Source organism: Segatella copri (genome assembly GCF_009494395.1).
Lineage (GTDB): Bacteria > Bacteroidota > Bacteroidia > Bacteroidales > Bacteroidaceae > Prevotella.
The window spans coordinates 1-25,274 of record NZ_VZCB01000003.1; the positions used below are offsets into that span (position 1 = coordinate 1).

Genomic DNA, 25,274 nt, shown 5'->3' on the forward strand with positions numbered 1-25,274 from the left:
CGTTCTCTTTTCCACAAGCACATCGAAAGCCTTTTGGATGGAAAGCAACAACTGCTCGATGTCCTTGTTGGTTTCCACGGCTTCCTTGCTCTTGCCCTCCAATCGGCTGGCACGAGGATTCCAAAGCGATGGAGTGCAAGACAACTTGCAGGAGAACTGCGCCATAGTCCTGTTCACCGTGATGCGTCCCATGATGGGAGCTTTTCCATTCTTGTCCATTCCGCTCTTTTTTAGGTAGAGCAACACCTTGAATTTTTCGATTTTCATAACGCTTACATTTTGAGTGTGCAAATATAATCATTTTGTAAGCGTTCCTTGATACGCAAAACATTGAGAATCAGCGCAATAAAATCCGTCGATGCACAAAGTTGCCTTTCCGTATTGTTACCTGCTTTGCATAGGTAACTGTGGCTCACGATTTAGTAACTGAACTACTTCAATATTCCTCACTCGCTTGCTTTATGCCGATTTGGCAACTTTGTGCAAATCTGCTCATTCCCAACTGTTTACGTTCCAACCTCTCTTATTCTCCTTTGGCTGCTTTAGAGCTTTATGTTAATATTTATAAATCTAATTTTTTCATTCTTATAACACACAAAATGATTCTGCTTCCTTACCGGTTCTGCGGCGATAGTCATCACGCATACGCTTTTCCATTTGTGCTATGTATTCTGCCTTTCGCTCCCTAGAAGCTTTGAAGCGACGTATAAAATCTGCTTTTTTTTCTTCTATGTTCATAACGTAATCTCCTTATTAATTATACTTTGTGTGCAAAGATATACTTTTTCTATGATACCGCCAAATGTTTTTTGAAAAAAGTTATTTTCCCCAACACAAGCTATAGGAACTTTTGTTCTTCTATCACCAGTTTGCTCAATACCGGTAAGAGCTTTTCTATCTTGCGGCACTTCACCTTATTATAATAGAAGTCTATATCGTCGAGGAGGTCATACGCCTGGTCTTCGGGCATATCACCACCATAGCCTCCTGCTACAATCGTTATGGCGGCCAGCTTGCGAGCATCTAAGTGGATATGGAAATCGTAGGTGCTTCGAAGGAGCATAGGAAGAGCATTGTACATGATGTTGCAATAGTGCAGCAAGTCTTTGAAATCTTCTGATTCCGTCAAGTAAGCTTCCAGCATCTCTTCCTAATATTGGCGGAGAAGCAACAAGTACTTTTCCTTTCCTACCTTACCTTTTATGTTTTGGGTCATCACCCAGAACAGGGCATGGGACAGGACTATTTTATCTTCTGAAGGGTGGTAATAGAAGAGGTCGTCTTCTGGGCGATTACTCTTAGCCCATTGTTCTTCTAACTTACCGATTATTTCCTTTCGGAAGGAATTTCTTTCTTCTTTGTTCATTGTATTATATTGTTTTTTGGGCACGCAGATTTCGCAAATCACGCAGATTTATACCCCCATCGTAAACTTCATCAGGTCCATCAACAGTTCTTCAGCTATTTTCTGTGCCATCTTCTCTAATTCCTCGAAGTGAAGAAGACCGCTCTTCTTTTTGTTGGCTAGAACCATCTTGGCTAAATCTTCTGATGGAATGTGATGGAAACGAAGAAAGATCTTCTGCATCGCATTCAGCATCGTACCACTATGCATTGCATAGTCAGATTGTGCATCTGTCAGGGTTGAAGAATCTTTTCCCTTTAATGTGGGCACCATCTTTTCGATGGAACCATATAAGGTTCGCATATCCATCAGCAGAAGTTCGGCATAGCGCTCTAATGTTGACTGCTTGGCTCCCTTCATCATGGCTTCTTCCAATCCCTGGAGGTCATCAATGTAAGGGAAGAAGTCTTCATAAGGAAACTTATTGCCTAAGTTCAAATTGACTAATTCCAAGGTTACGAAGAAGGCTACCTGACTTAACTTGGGATAGTGCTCCAAAATGTCAATCAGGTTGATATGATCACCTTTTTCCTTCAAGGACGCTGGTATCTCAGATTTGCCATGGACTGCGTCCAATGGTACGTTGTCCAGGATTTTACGTATACTACTCGGCATAAAAATATGCCATTCCGTTGCAGCTTCGTAAGTTACAACTAAATGCAATTTCTGCATCAGGAGATACCTCGCATCATTCCTCGGATACTTGATGCATTCTTCTGTTGAGGAGGATAAAAGCTTCTTGAGAAGTTCCAACTCTTCTTCAGGCAAAACCTCAAGCGTCCATAATGGGTCTTTGGTGAATATATCGGCCAAAGCATCTGCAATCTGTGCCTTGCGCCAACTCTTCGGTATATCTATACGAGCGAGTTTGCAATGCTCAATGATATTGACTTTCGTATCGAAAGACATCATGTCATTCAATGAAAGAATATCAACATAAGGGAGTTGTCGTAGTGTAATCATTTAGTTTACTTTTATTTTGTCCCTCATTGCAGTATCGCTCTGCACTAGTCGTCGCTCGAATGAGGAGTTTTTCGAAAACCTACCCGTCCTTCCTTGCCCTTAAGGAAGGCTCCACCTCTCATCTCGGTCTTCTCCCCTCAGGGAAGAAGAGGAAAACCGCCCTCCGGTGCTCGGAACCGCTACGCTATAAGGTTGGCGGGGCATCAAAGCCCTGCGCCATGATATGCGGGATGGGACCGCCTTGCTACAGCTTGCTGATTGAGACAGCCTTGCTATAACATTTTACTCAGGTAACTCATGTTATTGGACTACCAACCAAAAATGTCACTATGTGTACCAGTACATGCATTTTTTAAATGACTTTTTAAACAAAGTTGAATACTTAACTGTATATTTCATCATTCCGTAAGACTCTTCATCAATTCATCCAAATCATTAGTAGCAAAGAGTTTTTCATTCTTTGCTGCTTCTAATGCCTTGTCTAATCTACAAGCCTTAGGGGCTTTTTGCTTTTTGGCAACCCACCCGAATTTCTTAATCAATGACTTGAAAAGAGAAATATCGGTTGCTGGGACATCTAATGTATATGTAGCTGTATTCATAATTGTATCTCCTTTTTTAGGTGCAAATATAAGAGTTTTCTTTGAAACCACCAAATTTTTGGAGGAGTTTTTGATTCTTGTCATAATCTCACACAGATTACACAGATCTCACGGTTTTTTTTACCTTTTTACTTTTTTACCCTTTTACCTTTTAAAGTTCCCACAGATTACACAGATAAACACAGATTTTTGGACCTGTGCGGTCCTGGGGGTAAGGTCACGCAGATTGCGCAGATGACGCAGATTTTTGGGACCTATACGGTCTCAGAAGTGGCGGGGCATCAAAACCCTCGCCATGTTATACGGGATGGGACCGCCTTACTATAGGTACCTTATCACTTCTCAACCTTTAAGGTAATCTCATCACCAAAAGTCAAGATGACACGCTTGGCGTTCTCCTGCTCTAAGGTCTGCACCTGATTCTCAAGCCAAAGGCTCATGAAGGAAAGGTCAGGATGGTACAAATCCGTATAGCGATAGACTTCCGGGAAACCATGAACTTGATCCGTGGCTGTAATTTCCAAGAAATATTGAGGGTCTGGCGAGGTACTTTTCCTCGTCAGTACCACTTGCTTAAGATCTAATATTTCCATATACTCTATTCGATTTTTTGCAAGAATGCTTTAGGAATATATCCTGTCGTAACAGCACACAACCCCTTGATACTCACATAAAGTTTATGATCTTTTTTGATACGGACGACATAGCCTTCCGCTCCTTTCAAAGGACCTTCAATAACTCTGAACTTGTCGCCTTTGGTAAACTTGGGATTATACTCATCATAAAAATCAAGTCCTTCAACACCAGAAGTTGCCACAATATTGAAGATTTTCACTTCGCGTTCAGAAATTTTAGAAGGTTCTTTCAAGTTCTCAGAATTTTTGCCACGATAGAGCATCACTTTATTGAGAAACATACGCTCCATCTCTTCTGCTTCTATTCTCGTGGTACGGAAAAGAATAAGAGATGGCATAATAGGAACTTCCTTCACCAGTCTCTTTTTCTTATTCTTGTCCCAATATTCTTGTTTCACATCATAAATATGTTCTATCTCATTGGTAACGAAATATGCCTTGATAGGCTTTCCTTTCCCAAAAAATATCTTGAATGCATACCAACTCTTCTCGTTGTCTGGTTGTATCATTGTTTTTTTCTATTTTGGTCAGGGTGTACTTCTCATTCCCCCGTGTCGTGAAATCATGTTTCAAAACACTTGGCAAGAAAGGGTTGGTTAGTCTATTCCCAATAACGGAAACCTCTAATCACAGACATACTCCTGATCCAAGAGCATGATAGTCTGCAACCCTTGGAATGATTAGCTGTCCGATTCCTTTGTCCTCAAAATCCTTCCCTCAATCACTCCCGTTCTTCTGAATCTCTACATAAGAGATACAGAAATGCCGAAAACTTTCGTTCAATCAACGACTTAGGAATTTATGTATTAAAAGAATAGTAAAAAAATGTTGATTTTTATAGAACAATATTAATTTTTTAACACGCATAATTTGCTAGTTTCCAACATTTTTCGTATTTTTGCAAGGTGATTCTGTATCTCTTATGTAAAGATTCAGAAAAATTGGTTCATTTTTCGAAAACCCTCTTTTTATTCTTTTTTGTGGCTTATAGGGCTGCCAGTATCTTGGCGTTGGCATCATCCACTTCTGAGCTTTTGATGGAGCGGAGATAGATTTGTGTGGTGGTTTCGGAATGATGTCCCAATGCCTCGCTGATGACTGAAATAGAGATATGGTTGTCTCTTGCTGCCGTTGCCCAGGAATGGCGGGCGATATAGAGGGTAAGTTTGCCTTTGATGCCTATCTTAGTTCCTAACTTCCTGAGATGGTAGGAGATACGGGCTTCCGCATTGTGATACTGGCGCGCCTCTTCCTGCATTTTGTCAATAGTTTTATCCTGTCTTTTGTTTCCATCATCAACAAGGAAAGGAAAGAGATAAGATGAGGAGGCGGTCTGCGCCTGGTACTTTTCCATCAGCTCCTGCATCTCCTTCTCCCATCGGATGGTGAGGCGCTGTCTTGTCTTGCTTCGGGTGTAATGGAGATAGCCTTCCTTGAGGTCGGATTTTCGGAGATGAACCAGGTCGATGAAAGAGATACCACGCAGATAGAAACTCATCAGGAATGTATCTCTTGCCATCTCTTCCTTGGGAGTGAGATCCTTGACAGATTGCAGGCTCTTGATCTGGCTGACATTATCTGTAGGTATGGCTCTCTTGCGGGTTGGGGCAATACCGGTATAGACATCCGAGAAGGGATGCTGCTGTGGCGTCAGTCCCTTTGCCACAGCTTTGTTGTAGGTGGCACGGAGGATGCGGAGATAGAAGGAACTGGTGTTTCTGCATACCTCCGCCGTATGATGCAGGTACGCCTCATACGAGCGCATCACTTCTGCATCTATCTCTTTTAGGGCAATATCCTTGTTGTCCCGGTATCGCTTAAAGCTGTTGAGGGTTGCCTTGTAATGAAGCGAGGTGCGGTATTGCCCGTTCTTCAGCAACAGGGCGATGAGGAGGTTCATGAACTGGAATAACGACTCTGATGTTTTCTTGTTTCTTGACATAACGATTGTGTATTTATGAAGTTTATTAATATATGATAGGGGCACCTCTGTCTCTATTCAAGAAACAAAGATGCCCCTATATAATATATTAATGTGTCAAGGACGCCAGTTCGAAGAAATCAGAACACGAATCCTGCATTGATATAGAATCCTACATTCTTGCCCAGGTTGGAATAATTGGCCTGAATGCTTACCGGACCCAGGACAAAATCATAGGAAGCCCTCAAGGTTCCTCCCCACAAATCATCACCGATGAGAAGATGGGAAAACTTGTGAGCTTCCTTGCCATACTCTCCCAGAGCGGTAAGATAGAACTTGCCTTTCACCCGATAGCGGAAACCGAGTTGAGCAGTCACCACATTGCATTCCAGCAGATGAACATGCTGTACGCTTTCCCAGGCCATCTGCCATGGCAGATAGTAACCGTCAGCTACTCCACCTGCATAATTCTGATAAATGGCAGGAATCGAACTGCCAAACACAAAACGGCTCTTCAACTTAGGAAGCAGATACAACCGGGAATTCAAACGCAGGGCACTTTCGGCACGGAAAGCTGCCTCACCAAATGGATTACCATCGGCATACTGCAAGCCGTCATCCGTATGCAGAACGCCCTGCACCTGTATACGGCTTCCACGGGTCGGGAAATAACGTCGGTCATAGGTATCCATCACTACAGAAGCAAAGTAGTTCAGGAAATGATCTGACGAACGTGACTGGATACTTCCATCCCGCATGAACATATCAGAATGATAATGGTAATAATCGAACTGCACACCCGATTTCAATCGGAAGTTGCCGATATCACGTGTATAGAATCCTGCCAGGGAATGCGAAAGGAACTCTAACGCATCCAGCTTATGCTTGCCTCCATAAAGGTCGAAATCATAATGAGCCAACCGGTAGGAGAAGCCCATTTTCGCTCCGAAAAGATTGCCGTATGCATATTTCATCTCCAGAAAAGGATTACGGGAGATTCGTCCAGTCAAGGCATAATGATGACGGGTAGAGAACTGCTGGTTGTTGGAAATCTGAGCAATGACGGTAGCCAGATCCTGCGTGTCAAATCGTGCACCCACACTGATTCTTCTGGACTCGTTGGGTTCCAGCATGAATACCAGTTCATAGGGTTCATCATTCGATAGTCTGTATTCCACGCGCGAAAAGATATTCAGTCCCCGGAGCATGGCGAGAGTAGCATCTATCTCCTCCGGACTGACTTCCGAATCATCCCTTAAAGCGATTTTCTTCCTAATCCACGCTTCTTCCTCACCACCGATGCCCTCTATCCGGATGCTTCCTATGTGGTAGGCTTCTGTATGCGATGGTTTCTGTAGCCTGCCGTGTTTCCAGTCTTGCCATGTATCATTCTGCATGATGGAATCAGGAACATCGGCATAGATATACTTCTTCAAATCCATCAGTTCACCCCACTTCTGTCGGGCAGCCTGTTCGCCCCTCTGTATCATCGTATCAATGGCTTCCGGCTGGAAACTGGCTGCCGAGAACCCCTTCAGAGAAGGATTGATATAAAGATCGGCTTCCGCCATATTCTTCCGGTATTTAGTCTGCCCCATCATACCAATGAGCTGTTCTACAACAGCAGAAGGCGATTTCAGCTCCTCCTTCTTCTTCCACCCGGTACTCAAATCCACGCAGATAATCACATCCGCTCCCATTTCCTTTGCCACATCAACTGGCAGATTGTTCAAGGCGCCGCCATCCACCAGCATCTTCCCTTTCCATTCTACCGGAGCAAACACGCCCGGTATTGACATGCTGGCACGCATCGCCATAGGCAAAGAACCCGACGAAAACACCACTTCCTTTCCGTCCACCAAATCTACTGCCACGCAACGGAAAGGGATAGGCAGGTTGGAGAAATCATCTACCTGATGATAACCCACCGTGAGTTTAGAGAAAAGGTTAAAGATGTTCTGTCCCTTCACATAACCTGTTGGCAACGAAACCTTCCTTTCCTTGGAAAGAGGAATATGAACGATATATTTCTCTCGTTCCTCTTTAGAAAGGAATGTCTCTGATTCCCTTTTCACCTGATCGCTCAGCAGGAAAAGCCAGTCCTGGTTGCGGTAAAGACTGTCGATATCCGCAGCATCATAGCCGATGGCATAGAGTCCACCCACGATGGCACCGATACTGGTTCCGGCAATATAATCTACAGGAATATCAGCCTCTTCCAGCACCTTGAGCACACCCACTTCGGCAGCACCCTTGGCGCCACCTCCACCCAAAACGAGTCCCACCTTCTTGCGGGAGTGCTGGGATTGCGGAGATTGCATAGGTTGCAAAGCTTGCGGATATTGCAAAGCTTGCTGGGCTTGCATAGGTGTATGCCACAAGAAGCCGAGCAAGAACAACAAACATAATATCATTCTTTGACGTACCATCATATTGCTCAGGGTTTTAATGAATAACTGACACGGCAAAGATACGAAGAAAGAATGGTACTCGCAAGTAAAACTACGATAAAATTGAAAATCCCCCATTTTTTCTTGCGAAATCAAAATATTCATCGTATCTTTGCAGAAAGAATCTGTAGAAAGAATCTGTAGAAAGGTAGATAGCTCACAAAAGCTATCCTGAAAACATAGGAGATAAGATTATGACAGAAATGAACGATAGAAGATTGCCAGTAGGTATCCAGTCTTTTGAAAAAATCAGAAAGGGTGGATACCTATATGTTGACAAGACAGATATCATCTGGCAACTTGCCAACAGAAATAAAACATATAATTACCTGAGCCGCCCACGCCGCTTTGGTAAGTCGGTTCTCGTGGATACACTCCAGGCTTACTTCGAGGGGAAAAAGGAACTCTTCAAAGGATTGAAAGTGATGGAGTTGGAAAAAGAATGGACCTGCTATCCCGTCATTCGACTCGACATGAGTTGCGGAGGTGCTACACCAGAAGAACTCAACTCCTATCTCGATGACGCCTTCTATAAACTTGAACAGAAGTATGAGGTAGCCGTGCGCCCAGAGGCATCCCTTGCCGTACGCTTCCAGAACATCATCGAAACAATATTCCAGAAGACCGGAAAACAGGTGGTTATCCTCATCGATGAGTATGATTCTCCATTGCAACATTCCTGGAAGACTCCTCAGCATGATGCCTGCACAGCCATCTATAAATCCGTATTTGCCGTCTTGAAAAAAGAGGACGAACACGAGCGCTTCGTCTTCATCACAGGCATTACCAAGTTCACACAAATCTCCCTTTTCTCCGTGCTTAACAATCTGAGCAACATCAGTTTTGATGCACCCTACGCCACTATCTGCGGCATTTCGAAACAGGAAGCTGCCGACAACTTCATGCCTGAGATTGAAGCGATGGGAGAAGAAAACGGATGGACTCCTGAGGAGACGCTGAAGCAGCTCACGGCCTATTACGACGGATATCATTTCTGCCGCAGAAATATGGTGGATATTTTCAATCCGTTCAGCCTCATCAATGCCCTGGATGATAGGGAATTGAGAAATTACTGGGCTTCATCTGGCGCCACTTCCCTATTGCCAAAGTTCGTGGATGACATGGAGATGAAGATGGAATATTTTGACCATTGCTTCATCGAGCGCGACACCCTGGAAACATCGGATGTGGTGAATGGTGGAGCCGAACTCTTCCTCTATCAGTCGGGTTATCTCACCATCAAGGGTTACGATGATGGCGTTTACATCCTGGGCTTCCCTAACTTTGAAGTTCGCAAGGCATTATACAGCGTAGTGGTTCCAGCCTTGACCATGAAGTCGAATTCGGAAGTGGTTTCTGCGCAGAGCTTCCTCAGAAAAATGATGCAGGACGGCAACACCGCAGAAGCCAAGAAGGCATTGAAGGCACTTATTGCCGATGTTCCATACAGTAACAAGAAGATGGCTAGCATGGATATGGAGGAGCGTTACCGACTGATAATGAGCACGATATTCAGGGCCTTGGGCTTTAGGGTGGAAGTAGAGAGAATGCTGGCCACTGGCAGAATAGACATGATTGTGGAGGTTCCGTCCATCATCTACGTCCTGGAACTGAAGCTATCTAACAATGGCGGCATTTCTGCAGCCGTGAACCAGATGAAGGAAAAGAGCTACACCGAGCCATTCAAGGCCGACAAGCGCAAGGTTATCGCCCTGGCAGTGGAACTCGATAAAAAGGGCAAGGGATTGATAGATTGGAAAGAAGTGGATGAGTCTTTGTAAAATACAACTCCAAACAAACATCCCGCCAGATGTCCTACCGGATTCAAAATCCGTTGGGACACCTGGCGGGTTCTTTTGTTTATCATAAAGACTAATGATACTCCTTTCTTTCTATCCTCCTGGCCCGCATGTTCAGCTTACGAGGATCTTGGCGCATATCCCAGAGATCCACAATTCTAACAAGATTTGAATCTTCATCATAGAAATAGATAATCTTGAAGTTCTTCATGATGATAGCACCACGATACTTTTGCCATTTCTGCAATTCAGGAACAAAAGGATAGCCAGTAGGCATCATTTCCAAGCGATGCCTAATTTTCTCATACTCAGCATTCCAATTCTTCACCGTTTTCCTTCCAAATTCAGAGAATGCATATGCCACACACTTTTGAAATTCTACAAGAAAAAGCCTTTCAACTTTAATTTCCACTATTTCCATCCCGGTATTGCCTTTCGCATCTGCGCTTCAAATTCATCTATGGAAATCCAATGGTCTGGATCATCCAAGTATTTCTCAACCTCTGCGCAATGCTCCATCACCTGCTCCAATGAGCGCCCCATAGGATAGGAATCGGTGTCGTAAGCCTCATCCCATGATACTGATGATGCAGATGATGCTACCGAACGATAAGCAGGCGATGGCTCGCAGACCTTATCCCCTGCAATCTTCGATTCCTCGATATGATATTTCTTTTCCTCCATAATTCATTCTTTTTTAAGTTCTACATAATCATTTATATTTTGAGACTGAGAACCTTTTTGGATTCTGTCTCATATCCCAAATGTCAACAATATGCACCACATCCAAGGATTCATCATAATAATAAACCAACTTGAAATTACGCATAAAATTAGCACCCCGAAGCAAATAACTAAACTTTGGAGCACCAAGAAAAGGGGGTTTACCTTCAGGATATTTTTTCAGGAAGTTCTGAATTTTCATCAGTTCTTCTTTCCACTTTCGAGCAGTTTTCTTACCAAAATTCTCATAAGCATCGATAATATACTGGCGTTCCTTTTCTTCATACAGCTTGTGGACAACTATCTCAGCCATGGGAATTCCTCATATAAACGTTCATTAAAGGCATCAACAGATTCCCATTTAGAAGGATCATCCTTAATGGTTTCACAATAATCGATACTATCCATAAGCCCTTCATAGCTAAAATGATTTTTAAGAACAGGAATTTCATCTTTCTGCTCTATCCCAGAATCAATCACGTGATGAGATACAGACTCTGATGTAACAGATGCATAAGCAGGCGATGGCTCACAGACCTTATCCCCTGCAATCTTGGATTCCTCGATATGATATTTCTTTTCCTCCATAATTCCTTCGCTTTTAAAGTTCCACGTTTTTTATGTAAAGATGATGCAAAGTTACAAAGAAAGATTGGAAACCGCAAGAAAATCTGAAAGAAAATGGCATAGAACGCTGAAATCAATGTACAGATGGAAGGAGATAACAAGATGGTAAAAGAGAAGCAAGAGGTGGTCCACAAAGCAAGAAGGCAATCTCAAGTGAACTTAATCACTTTTGATTGCCTTCTTTTTTTTATCATTAATCGTAAAGTAATATTCTGATTCTATTTTTCGCTTCCTGAGAAAATCTTGATGCGCTGTTCCTCAGAGAGCTTGCAGATAAGAAGCGTACCGTCTTCCTCGGCTACGATATAGCCGTCGAGTCCCTGGATAACCACCTTCTTCTCGTTCATCGTATGGATGATGTTGTTCTTTGATTCTATCATCTCGATGTTTTTGCCAATCAGGGCATTGCCGTTGAGGTCCTTGCGGCTCTGAGCCAGCAGACTGCCCCATGTGCCCAAATCACTCCAACCGAAATCGGCTGGCATCACGAAGATCTCCTCTGCCTTCTCCATGATGGCATAGTCTACCGAGATACTCTCACATTCAGGATAACGGAGATCTATCTCTTCCTGCTCCTTGTCGGTGCCATAGATGCTTCTCATGCTCTCGAAAATCTTGGCGATGGCAGGCTGATAAACGCGGAAAGCATTCACGATGGTGGCAGCACTCATCACGAAGATGCCCGCATTCCAGAAGAAACTCTTATCCTTGATATATTCTGTTGCCGTTGCCAGATCAGGCTTCTCTCTAAACTGGTCTACACGGAATATTTCCTTGTTTCTTGCCGAAGGAGTAGTCAAATCTGCCTGAATATAACCGTAGCCAGTCTCCGGACGGTTGGGCTTCATACCGAGCGTCACGATACTGTCGGTCTCGCTGGTAAATTTCATGGCAGAAGTAATCACTCTTCTGAACTCATTACCATTAGTAACAATATGGTCGGATGGTGTTACCACGATATTGGCATGTGCATCCTTCTCCTTGATGCGCCAGCTGATATAAGCGATGCAAGGAGCCGTATTTCTGCGGCAAGGTTCCTGAAGGATATTACTCTCCGGTATCTCTGGCAACTGCTCATGAACCAATGCTGCATATTTCTTGTTGGTGACAACCCACACGTTTTCCGGGTCACAAATACCTTCAAAACGGTCGAAGGTGAGTTGCAACAGCGTACGTCCCGTTCCTAGAACATCGATAAATTGCTTTGGCTTTTCAATGGTACTCATAGGCCAGAATCTACTGCCTACTCCACCTGCCATTATTACTAAATGATTATTTTTATGAGCCATATTTTAAAAATATATTTTAATAATCGGCAAAGGTACTAAAAATTATCTGTATAAACGAAAAAAAAGGATGGAAAAAACTTCCATCCTTTATTATTTGTCATATTCTGATTGATTTCTATCAAAAAAGACTGATTTCAATCCCTAAAGACTGATTTACATGATCATGATTTTCGGCAAAAGCCCGTTTAGAGCTTAGCCAATTCTGCCTTCCAGTTGGCATAAGCCTCGAGATAAGCCTGGCGGTTAGCCTCATCCGGTTCGATAACAGCCAACTTCTTCAGGGTTGCAAATGCCTCATCATGGTCCTTGTAGATACCGGCACCGATACCAGCACCCTTGGCAGCACCGGCACTACCATCTGTCTCATAGAGTTCGATGGTGGCTCCACTTACGCCAGCCAATGTATCTCTGAACAATGGGCTGAGGAACATGTTAGCCTTACCGGCGTGGATTTTCTTGATGTCCATACCCATCTGCTGCATGATTTCCATACCATAGCAGAAGCTGAATACGATACCCTCCTGAGCTGCACGTACGATGTGGGCACGGTTGTGCTTGGTGAAGCTCAAGCCACGGATGGAGCAGCCCACCTCTCTGTTCTCCAATACACGCTCAGCACCATTTCCGAATGGGATAATCTTCACGCCGTCGCTACCGATTGGCACACCGGCAGCCAGGTCATTCATATCAGCATAGCTGACGTCTGGAGTTACATTGCGATGAACCCAGGCATTCAGGATGCCGGTACCATTGATGCAGAGCAATACGCCGAGACGGTCGAGCTCTGTGGTATAGTTGACATGTGCGAAGGTATTCACGCGACTCTTAGGATCGTAGTTCACATCACCGAGCACACCGTAGACCACGCCAGATGTACCCGCTGTACTTGCGATTTCACCAGGGTTGAATACGTTGAGGCTGACTGCATTGTTAGGCTGGTCGCCGGCACGGTAAGAGATAGGAGTACCCTCCTTGAGTCCGAGTTCATCAGCAGCAGCCTTGCAGACTACGCTCTGTACAGAGAATGTAGGAGCGATGTCGGCAATCATACTCTCATCAAATCCGAAGTAATCGAACAGGAACTTGGCAGGCTTCTTGGCTGTAAAGTCCCACATCATACCCTCAGAAAGACCGCTGATGGTAGTCTTCACCTCACCGGAAAGTTTCATAGCGAGATAGTCGCCTGGGAGCATGATCTTATCAATCTTGTCGAAGAGCTCTGGCTCGTTCTCCTTCACCCACGCCAGCTTAGAGGCAGTAAAGTTGCCAGGAGAGTTGAGCAGGTTGCGCAAGCAGAGGTCTTCTCCCAGTTCATGGAAAGCCTTCTCGCCATAAGGTACGGCACGGGAGTCGCACCAGATGATAGATGGGCGCAACACCTGCTGGTTCTTGTCAACGCAAACCAATCCGTGCATCTGATAAGAGATACCGATAGCGAGGATATCCTCACCCTTGGCACCGCATTCAGTCATGATTTTCTTCAGCGCCAGCTTGGCATTATCCCACCACATCTGTGGATCCTGCTCAGCCCATCCAGCCTTCACCGCCATGATAGGCGCCTCATGGTCTGGATAAAATGCAGACGCTACAATTTCACCGTTGTCTACATCGGTAAGAGATGCCTTTACCGAACTGGAACCTACATCAAAGCCTAATAAATATCTTCTAGCCATAATTAGTTCATTTTATATGTTTATTATAATTAAATTGTTCTTTCTTTATATAATACGAACCAACATGGAATTCCCCCCGAAATGAAATATATTTTTTCTTGCTATTTACAGATTTTCGCCAAAGAGATCGTTGCTTACGTAGCCATTTCCGCTGTCGGAACCGGAATTATCCTCCTCTTTATTGATGCCAGCCGTGGCAGAAGAAGAGAAGTCGAGCATGAGCTGCTGAACCTGAACCGACTTGAAATTGATATGATAAACACCATACCCCTTGCCTTTCTCAATAAGCGAACCTGGGTCTTTGGCGCAACGGGTGAGATACTGTGTGACATAGGCATGCACATCCTTATAATTCAATGGTGTAAAGATTGAATTACATGAATTATAAACATGACGGGCAATCTTCTCAAGTTTGAGACCATTGCTGCCCGCAGCCATCAACACTCTGAATATCTCCTGATCTATAGACATGGTTACTGTAATAATAAAGTTTTTAAGTCAAAACAAAGATAAAGAACAAAGAAAAAGAAAGACTAGAGACAGAAAGAGCCGCGGCATTCTCCTGAAAAGAAAACCGCGGCTCCTTGAGATTTCTTATTTAAGCGAGAGCAACCTTGTTGTCCTCGTCCTTAATCTTACCCTCTTTGAAGAGCCAACCGAGACCGAGGATAGTATCCTCTGTGCTGATGCCAGCAGCCTTAGCAATCTCTGCAACTGTCTGAGGCTTCTCTGCAGCAGCAAGAGCCTGATAAACATCACCAGCACGGAAGCCAGCGTTTTCTGCGTTCAAGTAAAGAACGTCCTTCTTTGCAGCAGTTGTCTTCTTTGCAACTGGAGCCTTCTTTGTAGCTGTCTTCTTTGTGGCAGCTGTCTTTGTTGTTGATTTCTTTTCTACCATGATTTTAGTAAAACAATTATAGTCTCTATATTAGCACCACTTGATGCTTCACTTCCTTTTGAAGAAAGCATTTGATGATGCCCTTGCTTTAGTCATTTTTTAACACCTTTCAGCGTTATCTTTTATTTTGTACTGCAAATTTATAACTTTTTTTTCAGATTATCAACTTTTTATTGAAAAAAATGACGTATAATAAATAAAAGCGCAGCATTTCTTGACTTACATCAAGATAATGCTACGCTTTTTTGCTTATATTCAGCGATTTAGCTAAAATATTAATCCTTTAAGTCTAACTTGATTTCCAACTCATCGAGCTGCTTTGGATCCAACTCTGATGGTGCATCAAGCATCACATCGCGGCCTGAATTGTTCTTAGGGAATGCGATACAGTCGCGGATGCTGTCGAGACCTGCCAAAATGCTGACGAAGCGGTCGAGACCGAAAGCAAGACCTGCGTGAGGTGGTGCTCCATACTTGAAGGCATTCATCAGGAAGCCGAACTGAGCCTCAGCACGCTCTGGTGTGAAGCCGAGAACCTCGAACATCTTCTCCTGCAACTTGGTGTCGTGGATACGGAGAGAACCTCCACCCACTTCGATACCGTTGCAGACAAAGTCGTATGCCTTGGCACGAACCTGCTCTGGATGCTCATCGAGCAATGGGATATCGTCTGGATTTGGCATGGTGAATGGATGGTGGGTAGCCATCAGGCGCTGCTCCTCGTCGCTCCACTCGAAGAGAGGGAAGTCAATAATCCAGAGACACTTGAATACGTTCTTGTCGCGCAAGCCAAGACGCTCACCCATTTCAAGACGCAGAGAGCAGAGCTGGATACGGGTCTTGTTGGCATTGTCGCCACTCAGGATCAATACCAGGTCGCCATCCTTGGCACCCATCACGGTCTTGATCTCAGCCAATTCCTCTGGAGTATAGAACTTGTCGATGCTACTCTTGATAGTACCATCAGCATTATACTTGATGTAAACCAAACCCTTGGCACCTACCTGTGGACGCTTCACGAAATCGGTCAGTTCATTAAGCTGCTTGCGGCTATAGTCAGCGCATCCAGGAACGCAGATACCACCGATATACTTAGCCTCATCGAATACGGCGAAGATACCCTTGCCCTTGAAAGCTTCCTTGAGTTCTACAAACTCCATGCCGAAGCGCAAGTCTGGCTTGTCGCTACCGAAGCGGCGCATAGCATCATGCCATGTCATCTGCTCCAGCTTAGGCAATTCTACGCCACGGATTTCCTTAAACAGGTGGCGTGCCATCTCTTCGAAAAGATTGATGACATCATCCTGGTCTACGAAACTCATCTCGCAGTCAATCTGTGTAAACTCTGGCTGACGGTCAGCACGGAGGTCCTCATCACGGAAGCACTTGGCAATCTGGAAGTAGCGGTCGAAACCAGCTACCATCAGAAGCTGCTTCAGGGTCTGAGGGCTCTGAGGAAGTGCATAGAACTGTCCTGGGTTCATACGGGAAGGAACCACGAAGTCGCGGGCACCCTCTGGAGTACTACCGATGAGGATAGGAGTCTCAACCTCCATGAAGTTCTGGCTGTCGAGGAAGTTACGGATGAGGATGCACATACGGTGGCGCAACTCCAGGTTCTTGCGTACGGCAGGGCGACGCAAGTCGAGGTAACGATACTTCATACGGATATCATCACCACCATCAGTATTATCTTCGATAGTGAAAGGAGGAGTCTGGCTCTGAGAGAGCACGTTGAGTTCCTTCACCAGGATTTCAATATCACCGGTATCCATCTTAGGATTCTTGCTCTGTCGCTCGCTTACTGTACCCTTAATTTGGATGCAGTATTCACGACCCAGCTTGTTAGCTGCATCGCACAAGTCCTTGTTATCGGCCTCATTGAAGACCAACTGTGTGATACCATAACGGTCGCGCAAGTCAACGAATGTCATACCACCCATCTTTCTTGTGCGCTGTACCCATCCGGCAAGAGTTACCTCTTTGCCTGCATCAGAGAGACGAAGCTCTCCACAAGTATTACTTCTGTACATACCTTTATATTATATATATTTATTTACTACAATGTGCAAAGTTACGACAAAAAGAGGAGAAAACAAAAAAAAATCGCGAAAATATTATAAAATAATACCTTCGCGACCTTATTCTATGATAAACGAACTATCTATTTGCATCATTCCTGCCCATTTGTGCATCTTGCAGGAATCTTATTTCTATCCAAGACGAAATATTATTTGTGCATCCTGCGGAATGCCTGTCTGTGGAATTTCTCCTCTGCCCTGATAACGCTGAGCACCTTACTGGCTGGCAGTACTGTCAGGAAGCGTGCATGATATTCCTGCTGCAGCTGCTTCAGCTGGATGTCTATCTCATCCTGTCTGCGGATTGCCTCTTCACACGCCTCGTTATCCTTAGGATTGATGTGTCGGGAACGGCGCATCTCATCGAAAAGCATGCGCATCTTCTTGCCCATCTGTCGATACATGGGGAAGAATCTGGCAGCCTCTCCAGGCGTCAGGGCAGCATTGGTTGTGATATACTGCTCCAGTTCCGCCTGAAACTTCTTAGGGTCGAATGCAGGATGCTTTTTGCCATGCTGAGCCTGAATGCCAGTGATGCCCATCAGCAGCATGACCATCAAAATGATGATTCTATGTTGGAAATTCCATTTCATATCTTTATTTATTGTTTATTTCATCTGATTCCGTAACCTAAACGTTACTATCTTAGTTCTCTGTCATCAATGATGCATAGATAGTCTCATTGTCTATCATCGCATAGTCTGCCATCTCATTGAAGGCGGCTTCCTCACTGGCCACAGCTTTCTGTTCATGCTGCTTCACATGAGCCACCACCTTGCTGTTGCCTTCATGCTGCCAAGCCCAGAACGAGCCACCGCCCAGCAGCGCCACGACAGCAACGGCAGCAGCTATCTTGCGCAATGGCAACTTCTGCCAGAGCGTCTGACGGCTGCGTATGTCGATGACACGAATCTCCTGTTCCGGCAAATTCTCCATGATTCTCTCGGTGAGATGATCGAAGTAACCATCAGGAACCTTGAAAGGATTCTGCTTGCCAAAACGTTCTTTCAATATGTTTTCTTCTCTTGTCATATACTACTACCTTTACTTCTTTTTTATTATTGACGGATTCAACCTCAAAAGGTTTAATATTTCTGTAAGAATTCTGTTATTTTCTTCACTGCCAGATGGTAAGATGCCTTCAAGGCGCCTTCGCTGGTAGAGAGGATCTTGCTTATCTCAGAATATTTCATGTTGTCGAAATACTTCAGGGTGAACACCGTGCGCTGCACATCGGGCAGCAGGGCTACGGCTTCCTGCAGGTGTGCCTGGATCTCATCGCCATCGAAGTATTCATCGGCAAGCAGCCGTGACGCAATACCGGGTTCATCATCTGCGCTCACCTGCGTAGCCTGTTTCTTCTTTCTGAGGAAATCCAGAGCTTCGTTAATGGCAATACGATAGAGCCAGGTAGACAGGGAAGACTTTCCCTGGAAAGTAGCCAGATTGGTCCATGCCTTGATAAAGACATTCTGCAAAATGTCATCGGCATCGTCATGATTGAGTACGATGTTGCGAATCTTCCAATACAACGTCTCGCTATACTGACTCACCAGCACAGTGAAGCCCGCCCGTTGCGTCTTCGGATCGCTCAACATTTCCAAAAGTTCTTTATCTTTGATCATAATTAAGATTTATTTTCTTATAAATATTTCTTCAGATGCTCCCATATCACCTTGTCATATCCGTACACGTCTGGATATTCCCTGGTGCGTCCACCTGCCAGCGGATAGAGCGTATAGTAGGTGATGAAGAGAGGCACCTCCGGTTTCACCTTCACGCCATTCACCACCATCTTGCGGTTGCTCAGCGAGTCGTCCGTCATCGAATATTGTATCTTGTCCATCAGCTTCCGGTTCTTTTCTGCCAGGAGGAATACGGCAAAATCGTAAGGCTTCTCAATTCTGATACATCCATGCGATACTCCCCTCTCCTCTCTTTCAAAGACTCCCCTGCTGCTGGTATCATGCAGATAGACCGAGAAGTTGTTGTCGAATCGGAAGATGATGCGTCCCAGGGCATTGCCCTTGCCTCCGCGCTGCACCACTCCACAGGCACCAGAAACCAGCATGGCTCTCGTCACCCGATGCAGATCCACCTCCTCGCCGGTCTTCACATCCCTCACATAGTAGTTACGTGCCAGGAAATAGCCTGGGTTTCCGGCATGGCGGGCCATATCGTGAAGAATGATGCTGCGTGGCACAAACCATTTCGGATTGATATCCATTCTCTTGATATGGCTGTTGAGCAATGGGGTCTTGGTCTTGAGTGATCCGCAGCCGATACGCATGGTGAGTGTATCCTGCCCGTCTACCGCCATCAGCTGGTAAGCCGGGATATTGACCACAACATATTTCTGATGGTTCCAGATATTGTCCTTCTGTCTCCATCTGCTCCTTTCCATATTCACCAGCACCCGGTCACGCTCTCCTTTGGAAAGTCCTCCCCTGTTCAGCTTTTCCTTGAATACGCGGTAGAACGGATTTTCCGGCTGTACTGATTTCAGGAATGCGGTGAGCGAATCTGTTCCCATACCGATTCTTTCCATCGCATGGGCAAAGAACGAATCATCAGGATGTTCCATCTTCACATCAAAGAGTCCTCTGAACCTTACCGGTCGCTTGATGGTATCATAGGGATTAGGAGCCACCGTATCCAGGCGGTTCAGCACGAAGTTGGGATTCATATAACCAAAGCGCTGACCGGCAACGTATCTCAGATACGATTTGGTAAGCCGGTACTCCAATCTAGCCATCACCCTGTTCACCTGGTTCTGCTGTCTGTCCAGGTGCAGGGTTCTGAGCCGTTCGATGTCTTCCGCAATCTCATCCACAAAAAAGCGTCGCTTATTGAATCCGAATTCATCTACAGTTTTCAGAAACGAGAGCAGCGAATCGGCACGATGATCTATACCATGACGGTCAATCCACAGGAAGCCGCCACGGTGCTGATAATATTTCCGAGTATGGAGGTCGGCAACAAGACGGTCTTTATCCTGCTGCATGAGGCTATCCATCAATCCTCGAATCACTTTAGAATTGACAGCATACGCCTTCTCGTTAAAATCCTGATAGTATTCTAACGTCAACAGCCTGTTGCTATTGGGTTGCGAATCCTTACACCCCATCATCATCAAGCCGAGCAACAGGGGTAAAAATCTCAATAACTTCACTTTTACCTACGATTGACAGTAATTTTACGTGTAAATGATGGACCTACCTTAATAATATAGATACCATCCGACAAAGGCATGGAGATGCGCTTGTCATGACCTTCTACCATAAAGGATTTGACAACGATGCCAGCCAGGTTATAAACCTTAACTACCAGCCCGTTGGCACCCGTGATATGCATCACGCCATTGGTATAGCTTACGGCAATGTCCTGTGCTTCCAGGTCTATCATTTCCACAGCACTGGTTCCTGCCAGCACCTGGGTAGGTGCTGCCATCATCATTGCAGCCAATGTTATCATAGAAAGTATAGTTTTCTTCATATTGTGATTCCTTATATAATGATTTTACGTAAAATTCTTTCTGCAAAGATATACAAAAAATAGGAACCTTCCAACATATAGCTGGTAAAGTTCCTATTATTTTTATATTTTTAACCTAACAGGCAATATGATTTCATCATGATTACATGATACCGTCTTCACGGAGTTTCTGCTGCCATTTCCATGCAGAAGCCAGGACGTCAGAAAGATTAGATTCTGCCTTCCAGCCCAATACCTTGTTTGCCTTGGTGCAGTCGCCCCAGATCTTCTCGATATCACCCTCACGGCGAGGACCATACTTCCAGTTCAGCTTCACGCCGGTAGCCTTCTCGAAAGTCTCTACGATTTCGAGGGTTGAATTACCGTTGCCAGTACCAATGTTGAAGTACTCGATAGGCTCTGTCTCCTTGTCAAGTACACGAGCCATAGCGCAAACGTGAGCCTTGGCAAGGTCTACTACATAGATATAGTCGCGGATGCAGGTTCCGTCTGGAGTATCATAGTCGTTACCGAAAATGGTCAACTCCTTGCGGATGCCCATAGCGGTCTGAGTAACGTAAGGAATCAGGTTGTTTGGCACGCCGTTAGGCAACTCACCGATTTCAGCAGATGGGTGTGCACCGATTGGGTTGAAGTATCTCAGCACGATGCTTTTGATGTTGGCACCACTGTGGATATAGTCGGCAATGATCTGCTCGTTGATTTCCTTTGTATTACCGTAAGGAGAGGTAGCCTTCTGGTGAGGAGCCTCCTCAGTAACAGGAAGGTTCTCTGGCTTTGGCTGACCGTAAACGGTGCAAGAAGAAGAGAAGATGATACCCTTGACATTATATTTTGGCATCAACTCAAGCAGGTTGATGAGCGATACTACATTGTTACGATAGTACATCAGAGGCTTCTGAACGCTCTCGCCTACTGCCTTGCTGGCAGCGAAATGTATGATACCCTGGATTTCAGGATACTTCTGGAAAACAGCCTCAGTTGCTTCCTTGTCACGCAAGTCTACTTTCTCGAAAGCAGGACGAATACCAGTGATCTTCTCGATACCGTCGAGAACCTCAATCTTTGAGTTGGAGAGATCGTCTACAATGACTACATTGTAACCTGCCTGCTGTAATTCTACTGTGGTATGACTACCGATAAAACCTGTACCGCCAGTTACCAAAATTGTCTGTTTCATACTTCTTAGTCTTTGATTGAATAATTGATAGTGTCTAGCGTTTATCGCTTAGATGGTTGCAAAAGTACTGCAAAAAAGTGAAACTACAAAATAATTCTGAAAAAATATGCTTACTTATTCTTTATTTTCAAGAATTCAACGTAACTTTGCAACTGAATCAGAATGATCAGCAGAAGAAATCTTTTGAATTTAACATTCATAGAAAATATAATTATTATGAAACAGTACGATATTGAAAAAGACATAAGATACTTGCAACTGTTGTCGCAATCTTTTCCTACAATAGCAGAAGCCAGCACTGAGATTATCAATCTCAAGGCTATCCTCAATCTGCCTAAGGGCACTGAGCATTTCCTTGCCGACATCCACGGTGAGTACGAGGCTTTTCTGCATGTATTGAAAAACGCATCGGGTAACATCAAGCGTAAGGTGAACGAACTCTTCGGCACTACCCTGCGCGAACAGGAGAAACGTGACCTCTGCTCCCTCATCTATTATCCGGAGCAGAAACTGGAACTCGTCAAGATCAACGAGAAGGACATTGATGACTGGTATCACATCACGCTCCACCGCCTGGTGGCTGTCTGCCGTGATGTTTCCAGCAAGTATACCCGTTCCAAGGTGCGCAAGTCGCTGCCTTGCGATTTCTCCTATATCATCCAGGAACTGCTCCACGAGCATACCGAAGATCATGACAAGACGGCATACGTCAATGTCATCGTAGATACCATCATCTCTACCGGCCGTGCCGATGATTTCATCATTGCCATCGCCAATGTCATCCAGCGCCTTGCCATCGACCAGCTGCATATCCTGGGCGATATCTACGACCGTGGTCCGGGTGCGCATATCATCCTCGACAAGATGCGCCACTACCACAGCTGGGACATCCAGTGGGGCAATCATGATGTGTTGTGGATGGGGGCTGCAGCGGGCAATGATGCCTGCATCTGCAATGTCATCCGCCTCTCCCTGCGCTATGCCAATCTCTCCACCCTGGAGGAAGGCTACGGCATCAACCTCGTTCCGCTTGCCACCTTCGCCATGGAGACCTACAATGATGATCCTTGCACCGAATTCCTGCCTAAGCTGAGCGGTGGCGCTGCCGGTCTAGACGACAAGACTACCCGACTCACGGCACAGATGCACAAGGCGATAGCCGTCATCCAGTTCAAGATTGAGGGTCAGCTCATCGAGAAGCATCCGGAATGGAAGATGGACGGCAGACGTCTCTTCGAACACATCAATTATGAAAAGGGTACGGTAGAAATCGACGGCAAGGAATACGAGATGAGTTCCTGCAACTTCCCTACCATCGACCCGAAATACCCAAACCGTCTCTCTGAAGAAGAAACGATACTGATGCAGAAGCTGCACCACTCTTTCAAGGTCTGCGAAAAGCTGCATAAGCATATCCGGGTGATGTTGCAGCATGGCTGCATGTATGCCATCTTCAACAACAACCTGCTCTTCCATGCTTCCTGTCCGCTCAATGCAGATGGTTCCTTGAAAGAGGTAGAAATCTATCCGGGTCATAAATACAGCGGTCGCGCCCTGATGCACTATACCGGCATGCAGATTCGTACCGCCTTCCAGCAGGACAGCGACCCAGCCGAGAAGGAATATGCCATCGACTACTTCCTGTATCTCTGGTGCGGTCCGGACAGTCCGCTCTTTGACAAGAGCAAGATGGCTACATTTGAGCGCTATTTCGTGGCTGACAAGGAGACCCATAAGGAGGAGAAGGGTTATTACTTCCTCCTGCGCGACAACGAGGAGGTGATAGACCATATCATGGATGAGTTTGGCGTTACCGGACCTAACCGCCACATCATCAACGGCCACGTGCCGGTACGTACCCTGAAGGGCGAAAACCCTATCAAGGCAAACGGCAAGCTGATGGTGATAGACGGTGGTTTCTCCAAGGCATACCACAACGAGACGGGTATCGCCGGCTACACGCTGGTATACCATTCCCGTGGTTTCCAACTGGTACAGCACGAACCGTTTACCAGTACCGAAGATGCCATCAAGCAAGGTACCGACATCAAGAGTACCACCCAGATTGTGGAAATGTCCAACCGCCGTATGCTGGTTGCCGATACCGATATAGGTCAGGAACTCCGTAAACAGGTAGAAGACCTGAAGGAACTTCTGTATGCTTACCGTCATGGCTATATCAAGGAGAAGGAAACAAAGAAAATGTAAGTTCCAGAAAAGATAAGAGGCTGATGCTGTCATCGTTAACCGATAACAACACCAGCCTCTTTTTTATTCAATCGGCTTTTTTTCATTCAGCCTTTTTTATTCCAATCCAAACAAAGCCTTCAGACCACCGTCTACACCAGAGAAGCCCATGAAGGCAAGACTGAGGAGAGCAGCTGTAACCATCACGATGGCTACGCCCTGCATACCCTTAGGAATGCGGACCAATGCCTGCTGCTCACGAATGCCGGCAAAGACAATGAGAGCCAAGGCAAAGCCGAGGGCAGTAGAGAAGGCATAAACCACACTCTCCAAGAGATTGTAGTCCTTCTGGATAACCAGGATGGCTACACCCAGCACGGCACAGTTGGTAGTAATCAAAGGCAGGAAGATACCGAGCGCCTGATAAAGTGCAGGAGAAACCTTCTTGAGGATAATCTCTACCATCTGAACCAAGGCTGCAATCACGAGGATGAACGCCAGGGTCTGGAGATATTGCAATCCGAATGGATCGAGTACATACTTCTGAACACACCAGGTAATGATGGTTGCCAAGGTCAAGACGAAGGCGATGGCACCACCCATACCGATGGCTGTATCAACTTTCTTCGATACGCCCAGGAACGGACAGATACCGAGGAACTGCGACAAGACGATGTTGTTGACGAATATCGCAGAGATAAATATCAATAAATATTCCATAATTTCTATTCTATTTCATGGATTGAAGCGATGCCTACGCTTACTTCTTTACCTTATTAAATATAGCAATGATGTATCCCAATGTGAGGAATGCTCCTGGAGGCAGGATGAACATCAAGATATTGGTAGTCTCTGGCAACAGAGTGATACCGAATACGCTTCCTGCACCGAGAATCTCGCGGGCACTACCCAAGATAGTCAAACCGAGGGTGAAACCCAAACCGCAGCCGAGACCATCAAAGAGACTGGCAATCGGTGAGTTCTTGGCAGCAAAGCTCTCTGCACGACCCAGGATGATACAGTTTACTACAATCAATGGGATGTAGATACCCAGTGCCTGGTTGATGCTGTCGGGAGCATAAGCGCTCATCAACATCTGCAGGATGGTTACGAAGGCTGCAATCACGACGATGAAAACAGGGATGCGAACCATATCCGGGGTAATCTTCTTGATACAGGAAATCACAAAGTTGGTACAAACCAATACTGCCATGGTAGCCAATCCCATGGAAAGACCGTTGATGGCACTGGTAGTTGTAGCCAAGGTAGGACACATACCGAGGAGCAACACGAAGGTAGGGTTCTCCTTGATGAGTCCGTTCATCAAAATTTTCATATTACTCATA

29 protein-coding genes are annotated in these 25,274 nt (G+C 45.3%); 2 read left to right on the forward strand and 27 right to left on the reverse strand.

The genetic code is table 11. The features are described 5' to 3' along the window. From F7D73_RS00185 to F7D73_RS00230, 10 genes are all read right to left on the reverse strand, one after another. Positions 1-267 (reverse strand): Arm DNA-binding domain-containing protein (locus F7D73_RS00185; protein ID WP_262884862.1); only part of this gene is annotated, 267 nt, incomplete at its 3' end. Positions 268-585: 318 nt separating this feature from the next. Continuing rightward, positions 586-738 carry an ABC transporter ATP-binding protein gene (locus F7D73_RS00190; protein ID WP_153121738.1) on the reverse strand — a complete coding sequence of 51 codons (153 nt, stop codon included), beginning with the start codon at positions 736-738 and terminating at the stop codon, positions 586-588. Between the two features lie 100 nt (positions 739-838). After that, positions 839-1,144: a hypothetical protein gene (locus tag F7D73_RS00195; RefSeq protein WP_153121739.1), complete on the reverse strand. Its 306-nt coding sequence runs from the start codon at positions 1,142-1,144 to the stop codon at positions 839-841. Between the two features lie 6 nt (positions 1,145-1,150). Further along, positions 1,151-1,366: a hypothetical protein gene (locus tag F7D73_RS00200; protein WP_153121740.1), complete on the reverse strand. Its 216-nt coding sequence runs from the start codon at positions 1,364-1,366 to the stop codon at positions 1,151-1,153. A gap of 48 nt (positions 1,367-1,414) precedes the next feature. Next, positions 1,415-2,368 (reverse strand): hypothetical protein, encoded by a 954-nt coding sequence (locus F7D73_RS00205; RefSeq protein ID WP_153121741.1) that lies wholly within the window; start codon positions 2,366-2,368, stop codon positions 1,415-1,417. Positions 2,369-2,766: 398 nt separating this feature from the next. Beyond that, positions 2,767-3,054: a hypothetical protein gene (locus F7D73_RS00210; RefSeq protein WP_153121742.1), complete on the reverse strand. Its 288-nt coding sequence runs from the start codon at positions 3,052-3,054 to the stop codon at positions 2,767-2,769. A gap of 251 nt (positions 3,055-3,305) precedes the next feature. Beyond that, a complete protein-coding gene (locus F7D73_RS00215) occupies positions 3,306-3,563 on the reverse strand; it encodes a hypothetical protein (protein WP_153121743.1) in 258 nt (85 codons plus the stop codon). Between the two features lie 5 nt (positions 3,564-3,568). Then, entirely contained in the window at positions 3,569-4,114 is a 546-nt protein-coding gene (locus F7D73_RS00220; RefSeq protein ID WP_153121744.1) for a transcriptional regulator, read from the reverse strand. Between the two features lie 476 nt (positions 4,115-4,590). Beyond that, on the reverse strand, positions 4,591-5,547 hold the full coding sequence (locus F7D73_RS00225; RefSeq protein ID WP_153121745.1) for a tyrosine-type recombinase/integrase: 957 nt from the start codon (positions 5,545-5,547) through the stop codon (positions 4,591-4,593). Between the two features lie 119 nt (positions 5,548-5,666). Continuing rightward, entirely contained in the window at positions 5,667-7,958 is a 2,292-nt protein-coding gene (locus F7D73_RS00230) for a patatin-like phospholipase family protein (protein ID WP_194256798.1), read from the reverse strand. A 212-nt stretch (positions 7,959-8,170) separates the two neighbouring features. Between F7D73_RS00230 and F7D73_RS00235 the strand changes: the two genes are divergently transcribed. Then, the gene (locus F7D73_RS00235) at positions 8,171-9,757 is read left to right on the forward strand and encodes an ATP-binding protein (protein WP_153121747.1); all 1,587 of its coding nucleotides are present in this window, start codon (positions 8,171-8,173) and stop codon (positions 9,755-9,757) included. A gap of 91 nt (positions 9,758-9,848) precedes the next feature. On the opposite strand, the gene F7D73_RS00240 is transcribed toward F7D73_RS00235, so the two are convergent. From F7D73_RS00240 to galE, 15 genes are all read right to left on the reverse strand, one after another. After that, a complete protein-coding gene (locus F7D73_RS00240) occupies positions 9,849-10,103 on the reverse strand; it encodes a hypothetical protein (protein WP_194256799.1) in 255 nt (84 codons plus the stop codon). A gap of 83 nt (positions 10,104-10,186) precedes the next feature. Next, complete coding sequence (locus F7D73_RS00245; RefSeq protein WP_153121749.1) at positions 10,187-10,459, reverse strand: hypothetical protein; 273 nt, start codon at positions 10,457-10,459, stop codon at positions 10,187-10,189. 28 nt (positions 10,460-10,487) lie between these two features. Further along, complete coding sequence (locus F7D73_RS00250) at positions 10,488-10,811, reverse strand: type II toxin-antitoxin system RelE/ParE family toxin (protein WP_153121750.1); 324 nt, start codon at positions 10,809-10,811, stop codon at positions 10,488-10,490. Continuing rightward, positions 10,799-11,086 (reverse strand): hypothetical protein, encoded by a 288-nt coding sequence (locus F7D73_RS00255; RefSeq protein ID WP_153121751.1) that lies wholly within the window; start codon positions 11,084-11,086, stop codon positions 10,799-10,801. Before F7D73_RS00255 ends, F7D73_RS00250 begins: the two co-directional genes overlap by 13 nt. Positions 11,087-11,343: 257 nt before the next feature. Beyond that, positions 11,344-12,414, reverse strand: a complete 1,071-nt coding sequence (locus F7D73_RS00260; protein WP_153121752.1) for a mannose-1-phosphate guanylyltransferase — start codon at positions 12,412-12,414, stop codon at positions 11,344-11,346. A gap of 185 nt (positions 12,415-12,599) precedes the next feature. Next, entirely contained in the window at positions 12,600-14,087 is a 1,488-nt protein-coding gene (locus F7D73_RS00265; RefSeq protein WP_153121753.1) for a xylulokinase, read from the reverse strand. Positions 14,088-14,192: 105 nt separating this feature from the next. Further along, on the reverse strand, positions 14,193-14,558 hold the full coding sequence (locus tag F7D73_RS00270) for a hypothetical protein (RefSeq protein WP_194256800.1): 366 nt from the start codon (positions 14,556-14,558) through the stop codon (positions 14,193-14,195). Positions 14,559-14,685: 127 nt separating this feature from the next. Next, a complete protein-coding gene (locus F7D73_RS00275) occupies positions 14,686-14,985 on the reverse strand; it encodes a winged helix-turn-helix domain-containing protein (protein ID WP_153121754.1) in 300 nt (99 codons plus the stop codon). A gap of 275 nt (positions 14,986-15,260) precedes the next feature. Further along, positions 15,261-17,018: an aspartate--tRNA ligase gene (gene aspS, locus F7D73_RS00280; protein ID WP_153121755.1), complete on the reverse strand. Its 1,758-nt coding sequence runs from the start codon at positions 17,016-17,018 to the stop codon at positions 15,261-15,263. 197 nt (positions 17,019-17,215) lie between these two features. Further along, positions 17,216-17,659 (reverse strand): hypothetical protein, encoded by a 444-nt coding sequence (locus tag F7D73_RS00285; RefSeq protein ID WP_153121756.1) that lies wholly within the window; start codon positions 17,657-17,659, stop codon positions 17,216-17,218. 52 nt (positions 17,660-17,711) lie between these two features. Further along, positions 17,712-18,098, reverse strand: a complete 387-nt coding sequence (locus tag F7D73_RS00290) for a hypothetical protein (protein ID WP_153121757.1) — start codon at positions 18,096-18,098, stop codon at positions 17,712-17,714. A 53-nt stretch (positions 18,099-18,151) separates the two neighbouring features. Further along, positions 18,152-18,691, reverse strand: a complete 540-nt coding sequence (locus tag F7D73_RS00295) for an RNA polymerase sigma factor (protein WP_153121758.1) — start codon at positions 18,689-18,691, stop codon at positions 18,152-18,154. A 17-nt stretch (positions 18,692-18,708) separates the two neighbouring features. Further along, on the reverse strand, positions 18,709-20,229 hold the full coding sequence (locus tag F7D73_RS00300; RefSeq protein WP_228117584.1) for a L,D-transpeptidase family protein: 1,521 nt from the start codon (positions 20,227-20,229) through the stop codon (positions 18,709-18,711). Between the two features lie 11 nt (positions 20,230-20,240). Then, positions 20,241-20,561, reverse strand: a complete 321-nt coding sequence (locus tag F7D73_RS00305; protein WP_153121759.1) for a T9SS type A sorting domain-containing protein — start codon at positions 20,559-20,561, stop codon at positions 20,241-20,243. Positions 20,562-20,703: 142 nt separating this feature from the next. Continuing rightward, entirely contained in the window at positions 20,704-21,741 is a 1,038-nt protein-coding gene (gene galE, locus F7D73_RS00310; RefSeq protein WP_153121760.1) for a UDP-glucose 4-epimerase GalE, read from the reverse strand. Positions 21,742-21,957: 216 nt separating this feature from the next. On the opposite strand from galE, the gene F7D73_RS00315 reads away from it, so the two are divergent. After that, the gene (locus F7D73_RS00315) at positions 21,958-23,949 is read left to right on the forward strand and encodes a fructose-1,6-bisphosphatase (protein ID WP_153121761.1); all 1,992 of its coding nucleotides are present in this window, start codon (positions 21,958-21,960) and stop codon (positions 23,947-23,949) included. Positions 23,950-24,045: 96 nt separating this feature from the next. Here F7D73_RS00315 and rsxA read toward each other — a convergent pair whose 3' ends face one another. Then, complete coding sequence (rsxA, locus tag F7D73_RS00320; protein WP_089542704.1) at positions 24,046-24,648, reverse strand: electron transport complex subunit RsxA; 603 nt, start codon at positions 24,646-24,648, stop codon at positions 24,046-24,048. A gap of 40 nt (positions 24,649-24,688) precedes the next feature. After that, positions 24,689-25,273 carry an electron transport complex subunit RsxE gene (rsxE, locus tag F7D73_RS00325; RefSeq protein ID WP_089542705.1) on the reverse strand — a complete coding sequence of 195 codons (585 nt, stop codon included), beginning with the start codon at positions 25,271-25,273 and terminating at the stop codon, positions 24,689-24,691. Between the last annotated feature and the right edge of the window lies 1 nt (position 25,274).

Coding starts and splice junctions, on each gene's coding strand:
- F7D73_RS00265 (WP_153121753.1), bottom strand. CDS start 14,087: ATGGCTAGAAGATATTTATTAGGCTTTGATGTAGGTTCCAGTTCGGTA.
- F7D73_RS00215 (WP_153121743.1), bottom strand. CDS start 3,563: ATGGAAATATTAGATCTTAAGCAAGTGGTACTGACGAGGAAAAGTACC.
- rsxE (WP_089542705.1), bottom strand. CDS start 25,273: ATGAGTAATATGAAAATTTTGATGAACGGACTCATCAAGGAGAACCCT.
- F7D73_RS00275 (WP_153121754.1), bottom strand. CDS start 14,985: ATGGTAGAAAAGAAATCAACAACAAAGACAGCTGCCACAAAGAAGACA.
- galE (WP_153121760.1), bottom strand. CDS start 21,741: ATGAAACAGACAATTTTGGTAACTGGCGGTACAGGTTTTATCGGTAGT.
- F7D73_RS00260 (WP_153121752.1), bottom strand. CDS start 12,414: ATGGCTCATAAAAATAATCATTTAGTAATAATGGCAGGTGGAGTAGGC.
- F7D73_RS00235 (WP_153121747.1), top strand. CDS start 8,171: ATGACAGAAATGAACGATAGAAGATTGCCAGTAGGTATCCAGTCTTTT.
- F7D73_RS00295 (WP_153121758.1), bottom strand. CDS start 18,691: ATGATCAAAGATAAAGAACTTTTGGAAATGTTGAGCGATCCGAAGACG.
- F7D73_RS00305 (WP_153121759.1), bottom strand. CDS start 20,561: ATGAAGAAAACTATACTTTCTATGATAACATTGGCTGCAATGATGATG.
- F7D73_RS00285 (WP_153121756.1), bottom strand. CDS start 17,659: ATGAAATGGAATTTCCAACATAGAATCATCATTTTGATGGTCATGCTG.
- F7D73_RS00220 (WP_153121744.1), bottom strand. CDS start 4,114: ATGATACAACCAGACAACGAGAAGAGTTGGTATGCATTCAAGATATTT.
- F7D73_RS00250 (WP_153121750.1), bottom strand. CDS start 10,811: ATGGCTGAGATAGTTGTCCACAAGCTGTATGAAGAAAAGGAACGCCAG.
- F7D73_RS00255 (WP_153121751.1), bottom strand. CDS start 11,086: ATGGAGGAAAAGAAATATCATATCGAGGAATCCAAGATTGCAGGGGAT.
- F7D73_RS00315 (WP_153121761.1), top strand. CDS start 21,958: ATGAAACAGTACGATATTGAAAAAGACATAAGATACTTGCAACTGTTG.
- rsxA (WP_089542704.1), bottom strand. CDS start 24,648: ATGGAATATTTATTGATATTTATCTCTGCGATATTCGTCAACAACATC.
- F7D73_RS00245 (WP_153121749.1), bottom strand. CDS start 10,459: ATGGAGGAAAAGAAATATCATATCGAGGAATCGAAGATTGCAGGGGAT.
- F7D73_RS00230 (WP_194256798.1), bottom strand. CDS start 7,958: ATGATGGTACGTCAAAGAATGATATTATGTTTGTTGTTCTTGCTCGGC.
- F7D73_RS00270 (WP_194256800.1), bottom strand. CDS start 14,558: ATGTCTATAGATCAGGAGATATTCAGAGTGTTGATGGCTGCGGGCAGC.
- F7D73_RS00205 (WP_153121741.1), bottom strand. CDS start 2,368: ATGATTACACTACGACAACTCCCTTATGTTGATATTCTTTCATTGAAT.
- F7D73_RS00200 (WP_153121740.1), bottom strand. CDS start 1,366: ATGAACAAAGAAGAAAGAAATTCCTTCCGAAAGGAAATAATCGGTAAG.
- F7D73_RS00210 (WP_153121742.1), bottom strand. CDS start 3,054: ATGACAAGAATCAAAAACTCCTCCAAAAATTTGGTGGTTTCAAAGAAA.
- F7D73_RS00225 (WP_153121745.1), bottom strand. CDS start 5,547: ATGTCAAGAAACAAGAAAACATCAGAGTCGTTATTCCAGTTCATGAAC.
- F7D73_RS00190 (WP_153121738.1), bottom strand. CDS start 738: ATGAACATAGAAGAAAAAAAAGCAGATTTTATACGTCGCTTCAAAGCT.
- F7D73_RS00195 (WP_153121739.1), bottom strand. CDS start 1,144: ATGCTGGAAGCTTACTTGACGGAATCAGAAGATTTCAAAGACTTGCTG.
- F7D73_RS00290 (WP_153121757.1), bottom strand. CDS start 18,098: ATGACAAGAGAAGAAAACATATTGAAAGAACGTTTTGGCAAGCAGAAT.
- aspS (WP_153121755.1), bottom strand. CDS start 17,018: ATGTACAGAAGTAATACTTGTGGAGAGCTTCGTCTCTCTGATGCAGGC.